Here is a 6,114-nt window from a genome sequence, read left to right on the forward strand (position 1 = left end):
TTCGGCCTGGCGCGGATCACCGAGGGGGATGTCGACCAGGCAACCGCGATGACCGAGGTCGGCATCATCAAGGGCACCCTCCCCTACATGAGCCCGGAGCAGGCGCGCGGCGACTCCGACGCGATCGACGTGCGCTCGGACGTCTATTCGCTCGGCGTGATCCTCTACGAGATGCTCACCGGCGCCCGCCCCTACGACACGGCGAAGGGCTCGCTCCTCGAGTCGGTGCGGATCATCTGCGAGCAGCCGCCCAGGCCGCTCGCCCGATCCTGGCGCGACAGCCGCGGCCCCGATCCCGACCTCGAGACGATCACGGGCAAGGCGCTCGAGAAGGAGGCCGACCGCCGCTACGCGAGCGCCGCGGCGCTCGCCGAGGACATCGGACTGCACCTCGATTCGCGGCCGATCCTTGCGCGCGCGCCGAGCACGATCTATCAGCTGCGCAAGTTCACCCGCCGCAATCGCACCCTGGTCGCAGGCATCGTCGCGACAGTCGTCGCGCTGGTCGCCGGCATCGCGGTCGCGACGACTTTCGGCCTGCGCGAGGCCGCCGAGCGGCGCAACGCCGAGCAGGCGCGCAAGGACCTCGAGACCGTGGTCGACTTCCAGCGCGACATGCTCGACGGCATCGACGCGCAGAAGATGGGCAGCCGTCTCGCCGACGACCTGCGCGCGCGCCTCTCCAGGGCGCTCGTCGATCGCAAGGCCTCGGAGCGCGATATGGCGGCCTACTCGGCAGGGCTCGACACCGCCCTGCGCGAGATCAACCCGACCGACGCCGCGTTGCAGATCATCGACGAGAACATTCTCCGTCGCGCCATCGCCACCGCGAAGAGCCGCTTCTCCACCCAGCCCCTGGTGCAGGCAGAGGTTCTGCACTCGATCGGCGCGACGTACGTGAAGCTGGGCCTGTTCGAGAGCGCCGGAGACCCGCTCGAGGAGGCGCGCGCGCTATCGGAGCGCGAGCTGGGCGCAACCGCACTTGCCACCCTCGATGTCGTCCATGACCTCGGCAGTGTCTATCTCAAGCAGGGCCGGATCGCCGAGGCCGAGCCGCTGCTCCTTGCGGCGCTCGCGGGGCGCCGCCGGGCGCTGGCCGCAGATTCCGCTCCGGTCCTTCAGACGATGGATCAGGTCGCCATGCTCTACGGTGACAGCGACCGGCTCGCGGAGGCCGAGGAGCTCTACCGCCAGACGCTCGCTCTGCAACGCGACCGGCACGGCGACGAGGACCCGTTCACGCTGGCCCTGATGAACAACCTCGGGCAGGTGCTGAAGAACGCGGGCAAGCTCCCCGAGGCCGAGCAGCTGGCGGTAGCGACGCTCGCCGGTCGCCGCCGGGTGCACGGCAACGAAGACCCTGAGACGATGATCGCGGTCAACAATCTGGCGATCCTCTACCGCCGGACGGGCAAGCTGGACAAAGCCGAAGCGCTCTATCTCGAAGACTACGAAACCAGCCGCCGCCTGCTCGGCGCCGAGCATCCCGATATAGCCGTCACGATGACCAACCTCGGCCGCCTCTACATCGCGCAGGAGAGGTTCGCCCCCGCCGAAGCGATCCTCGAACGCGCCCTCGCCCTGTCGCGCAAAGTCCAGCCTCCGGGCTATTTCGGAACCGGCTTCACACAGGCTGCTCATGGGGATGCGCTGGTCGGCCTCAGCCGCTTCGCCGAGGCCGAAAAGGACCTCCTCGAATCCCGCAAGCTCCTCGCGCAGGTGCTCGGCGCCGACTCTCCCAGCCTCACCCGCGTGACGGAGTCTCTGGTGAAGCTCTACGAGCGGACCGGCGACGAGGTCAAGGCCGCCGAGTGGCGGCAGAGGCTGCCCGCCGCGAACTGATCGAACGCCGTCGCCGGAAGGGCCGGCCTACGGGCAGATGTCGCCGCTGCCGGCCGCTTCGCTCCAGCCGCAGACCGACTCGCCCTCGAACCCATCGGCGAAGAGAAGCGGATGCAGGCGCTGGCCGAAGATTCCGTGCGAAGAGCCGTCCTGTCCGTCGCTGATCCAGGTCACGACGAACGCCCCCGAGCCATCGCCGGCGATCGCCGGCTTGGCCTGGTTGCCGGTCGAATAGCTGTTCACCCGAAATTCGCTCGTGATGGGGGTCCCCGTGCTGTCGAACCGTCGCGCAAAGACGCCGGAATACGACCCGTCCTGGCCCGAGAGGCTCTCCCAGACGACGACGAAGCTCCCCGCCGCGCCGGTCGCGACCCGCGCTCCCCGCTGCCTCTGGGGGGTGTGAGTATTGACCTGCACCTCGTCCCCGACGGGAACCCCGGAGGCATCGACGCGCCGCGCGACAACGTCGTCGAGGGAGAGCGCGTCCCCAGGCCGGTTCCAGGTGACGACGAAGTTCCCGGCACCGTCCGCGGCGACCGCGGGATCGGAGAGGCGCTCGGTCGAGTTCGCGTTGATCTGAAACTCGTCGCCTTGAGCGACTGCGGCGGCATTGAAACGGCGCCCCATGATGGGCGACTGCAGGTTGTCCAGGCTCACGCTGGCCCAGACGACGAGGAAGTTGCCCGCGCTGTCGGCCGCGACGGCCGGTGTGACCTGAAAGCCGGTGGTGTAGGTAGGAACCTCGAACTCGCCGCCCAGGAGCGTCCCGGTCGGACCGACCCGCCGACCAAAGATGCCGGTGTCGGACCCATCCTGGTCCGCGCTGGTCCACACGACGACGAAATTGCCCTGACCGTCCGCAGCCACCGCACTGTCTCCCTGCTCCCCGGTGGTGTAGCTGTTGAAAAGCAAGGCACCGCCCAAGGCATCGCCGGCCGCGTCGAACGGCTGGCCGAAGACACCCGAGTCCGGATCGCCCGCGCCTGCGCCCTCCCAGATCGCCAGGAACCCTCCCGCCGGCGCGGTGGCGAGGGCAGGAAACCACTGATTGCCCGTCGTGAACGAGTTCGCCTGAGACTCCCCTCCCTCGGGCACGCCCCCGGCATCGAATCTCTGAACGGCGATTTCGCGGTCGGTGAGATCTGGATCGACACGCGTCCAGACGACGACGAATTTCCCCGCACCGTCCATGCCGACGGCGGGCGTCGTCTGGTAGCCCGTCGTGTAGGAATTGACCTGGAACTCCGGGCCCAGCAGCTGGCCGGAGAGGGGGACAGCGGGCGCGCCGACGAGCCACGCCAGAGCGCAAGCGGACAGGGACCAAACGCCGAGTTCTCGCATGGTGCATCTACCTTAGCACCCGCCCGGGGGCGGGCAGCCGCGGGTCTTTGAGGCCCCCGAATGGCGGCGAACTCCGGGAAACTGGCTGGCCCTGGTCCGGAGCCGGGTCTCCCGCAGCCCCGGACGATCCCTCATCGCCGGCTCTTGAACCGCTGCAGGTGAGCCGCGCGCCCTGCCCGGCTCACCTGCCGCCGAGCTTGCCGACCGTGGGCGGGGCTTTCGCCTGCGCCGCCTGGAGGTCCGACGCCGGCAACTTCCCCGCCAGGCGGTCGCGCTGCTGCGCCGCGCCCTCAGCGCCCGCTGCGGCGGCCCTGGAGTATTCGATGTAGGACGCGAGGAGATCCTGGGGCACTCCGAGGCCCTTCTCGTAGATCTGCCCGAGCGTCATGTGCGCCTCGGGCAACCCCTGCTCGGCGGCGAGCCGGTACCACCGGGCGGCCTCCATGTCGTCCCTCGCCACGCTGAAGCCGGCAGAGTACATCTGCCCGACCGCGAGTTGCGCGGCGGCGAACCCCTGGTCGGCGGCGAGGCGATACCACCTGGCTGCCTCTACCGGGTCCTGCGCCGTGCCACGGCCGTTGGCGCACATCCACGCGAGGTTGTTCTGCGCCCCGGCGTCACCTTTCGCGGCAGCCCGGCGGAGCCATTTCACCGCCTCACGCTCGTCGAGGGCGGCGCCCTGCCCGGTGGCGTAGATCCCGGCCAGCATCACCTGCGCCTCGACCAACCCCTGTTCGCCGGCGCGGCGAAACCAGTTCAACGCCTCCGACTCGTCTTTCGGAACGCCCTGTCCGCCGAGATAGATCATCCCGAGGCTCATCTGCGCCTCGGCGCTCCCCTGCCCGGCCGCAGTCCGAAACCACTTCAGGGCTTCCGACTCGTCCCGCGCCGCACCGTCCCCGAACATGTAGGCACTGGCGAGCGCCAGCTCCGCCTCGACACTGCCCTGCGCCGCATCGGCACGCAACTTCTGCAGGTCGCGCCCGCCGCTCGCCAACGCGCCACTGGCCACCATCCCGGCCAGGAACACCACGCCAAACCCTCGCGAGAACCTCATCCGATCTCCTCCCCGAACCCCGCGCCCGCCGAGAGCGCGCCCTATCCGGGCCATGTCGTTCCCAGGAGCCGTCTCGGGTCACCGCGACCGGGCGACGCGCAGCCAGGACCACGCAGGGAATGAGCGCGAAGGATGACGGGCGAAAAGATCCGGCGCGATGGATTTTCGACAGTCGGACGGGTGCGGCGCCTGGAGGGGCGGAGGGGCAGAGGAAGGGGCGGGGCGAGCGTCGCAAGGGGCAGCGGTACAGATTCGTCCACTCCTGGGGCAGCGTCGCGCCGTTCTTCGATCACTGAGTGGGGAGATCTGGGCTGAGCGGCTCCGGCAACCTGGCCTTGCGCCGAGGCCAGACCTACCGAATTCCGGCCTTGCCTGACGGCCACTTGCGTCCACTTCGGGCTTTCAGCATGTGGAAAAGATGAAGGTGCTCGCGTCGAGGAGCCCCGCGCCCGACTCCGGGACGATCACAGTGCCGGATCGAGGCCCTTGTCGAGATCGCGCCTCAACTCGATGGGGTCGACCGCGGGCAGGCGGCTGAACCGTGCGAACAGCGTTTCGCGATCGAGCGCCGGCTTCGGAATCGGCTGCAGCACGGCCACGGCGACACCGCCCTTGGTGACGATGACCGAAGCGCCCCGGGCCACCCGCTCGACCACCTCGCCACCTCGGTTCCTGAGGTCACGAAGGTTCACGCTGGACATGGGGGAATGGTATCGCGGCGTGATACCGATGCCGGCAAAGTCTACCCAGAGGGTGCACGCGGGCCACGGATCGATAGGTAGCCGATCCCGGGTCGGGGGGAAACCTCTCGGAATTCGGGAGGTGGAAGCCGGGAGGGGGCTGCGCTCAGCGCGAGACGGTCGTACCGTTTTTGATCTCGTCGTACATCGCGTCAGGAGCGAGATCGGCACCGTTCGGCCAGCAGACGACGCCGAACTCGTCGAGACCGACCTCGGCAAACCGCTCTGGGTCCTTCAGCGGCTCGAACACCGGTCCCCAGAGCTCCTGGCTGTAGTCCAGAACCCCCCGCGTGCCATCGGCGAACTCAACCTCGAGCCGGTAGCCCGGCAAGGCCTTTACCGAGACGACTCGCCACATCTCAGTCCTCCTCGTCACCCAGAGGGGAGGCGCAATCGGCAGCGCCGGCTCGTGCCACTCAGCCCGGAGCCAGTTTTCCCGCAGCTCCAGCCGATGCATCATCGCCCACTCCAGAACCATTGTGAAGACTCGGCGCGGAAGGCTCCCAGCAAGCAGATCCAGCGTCTCGATCGATATCGTCGCCGCGTGTCCGCCGTAGTAGGCGTGGAAGTGCGCCGGCGGGTGGTCATTGCGATAGATCCGGATCGAGATTCCGAAGAACTGACTGATGGTGGGCATCGCTCCCCTCGCAAGACCCGGCGGCTTCGAGTGAAGCCACCCTTACGAAGGAAGGACGTAATTTCTGCGCCAGAACTGGCGAAATGGATTGAAACCGATCGAGGATGGAATGAATGGAGCGGGAGACGGGATTCGAACCCGCGACCAACAGCTTGGAAGGCTGCCGCGCCACATTCCCAACTAATTGATTCCATTTGTCTTATGCCGTCATCAAGTAGAACCGCAACCATCCCGCACTCCATCCCAGGAGTTGCTTGCCCCATCTTGTCGAACTTGCCAGCCTTCGACTGCAAGACTTCCAGGTGGCATTTCTTCCAGCGATAGGTCCTAAAAGGGGGGCTCCCACTTCCGGGCCAGACCCTGCCAGATCCCTTCGGTCGGAGGTAGAGAAAAGACTGTTCGCTTTCCTTCAGCCGATCGTTCTAGATAGATAAGGGAAACTGTCGGTCCAGCCACAGGTACCCGGGTTGGGCGGGCTAAGTCCCGTCTGTCCTCTT

Annotated in this window: 5 protein-coding genes and 1 pseudogene; 1 reads left to right on the forward strand and 5 read right to left on the reverse strand. The window is 67.6% G+C overall.

Annotation, left to right across the window (positions count from 1 at the left end; all coding sequences use genetic code 11):
- A partial coding sequence (locus KBI44_11780; GenBank protein MBP9145156.1) for a tetratricopeptide repeat protein occupies nt 1–1,842 on the forward strand: 1,842 nt, incomplete at its 5' end.
- Between the two features lie 27 nt (nt 1,843–1,869).
- Here the strand turns inward: KBI44_11780 and KBI44_11785 are convergent.
- From KBI44_11785 to KBI44_11805, 5 genes and pseudogenes are all read right to left on the reverse strand, one after another.
- Nucleotides 1,870–3,183 (reverse strand): hypothetical protein, encoded by a 1,314-nt coding sequence (locus tag KBI44_11785; protein MBP9145157.1) that lies wholly within the window; start codon nt 3,181–3,183, stop codon nt 1,870–1,872.
- A 181-nt stretch (nt 3,184–3,364) separates the two neighbouring features.
- The gene (locus KBI44_11790; protein ID MBP9145158.1) at nt 3,365–4,240 is read right to left on the reverse strand and encodes a sel1 repeat family protein; all 876 of its coding nucleotides are present in this window, start codon (nt 4,238–4,240) and stop codon (nt 3,365–3,367) included.
- Nucleotides 4,241–4,704: 464 nt separating this feature from the next.
- Nucleotides 4,705–4,941, reverse strand: coding sequence for a type II toxin-antitoxin system prevent-host-death family antitoxin (locus tag KBI44_11795; GenBank protein MBP9145159.1), 237 nt, complete (start codon nt 4,939–4,941; stop codon nt 4,705–4,707).
- A 145-nt stretch (nt 4,942–5,086) separates the two neighbouring features.
- Complete coding sequence (locus KBI44_11800) at nt 5,087–5,338, reverse strand: DUF2442 domain-containing protein (GenBank protein ID MBP9145160.1); 252 nt, start codon at nt 5,336–5,338, stop codon at nt 5,087–5,089.
- Between the two features lie 60 nt (nt 5,339–5,398).
- Nucleotides 5,399–5,617 (reverse strand): annotated as a pseudogene (locus KBI44_11805) (DUF4160 domain-containing protein).
- Between the last annotated feature and the right edge of the window lie 497 nt (nt 5,618–6,114).

The sequence above is a fragment of the Thermoanaerobaculia bacterium genome (assembly GCA_018057705.1).
Classification (GTDB): Bacteria; Acidobacteriota; Thermoanaerobaculia; order Multivoradales; family JAGPDF01; genus JAGPDF01.

Coding starts and splice junctions, on each gene's coding strand:
- KBI44_11785 (MBP9145157.1), bottom strand. CDS start 3,183: ATGCGAGAACTCGGCGTTTGGTCCCTGTCCGCTTGCGCTCTGGCGTGG.
- KBI44_11790 (MBP9145158.1), bottom strand. CDS start 4,240: ATGAGGTTCTCGCGAGGGTTTGGCGTGGTGTTCCTGGCCGGGATGGTG.
- KBI44_11795 (MBP9145159.1), bottom strand. CDS start 4,941: ATGTCCAGCGTGAACCTTCGTGACCTCAGGAACCGAGGTGGCGAGGTG.
- KBI44_11800 (MBP9145160.1), bottom strand. CDS start 5,338: ATGTGGCGAGTCGTCTCGGTAAAGGCCTTGCCGGGCTACCGGCTCGAG.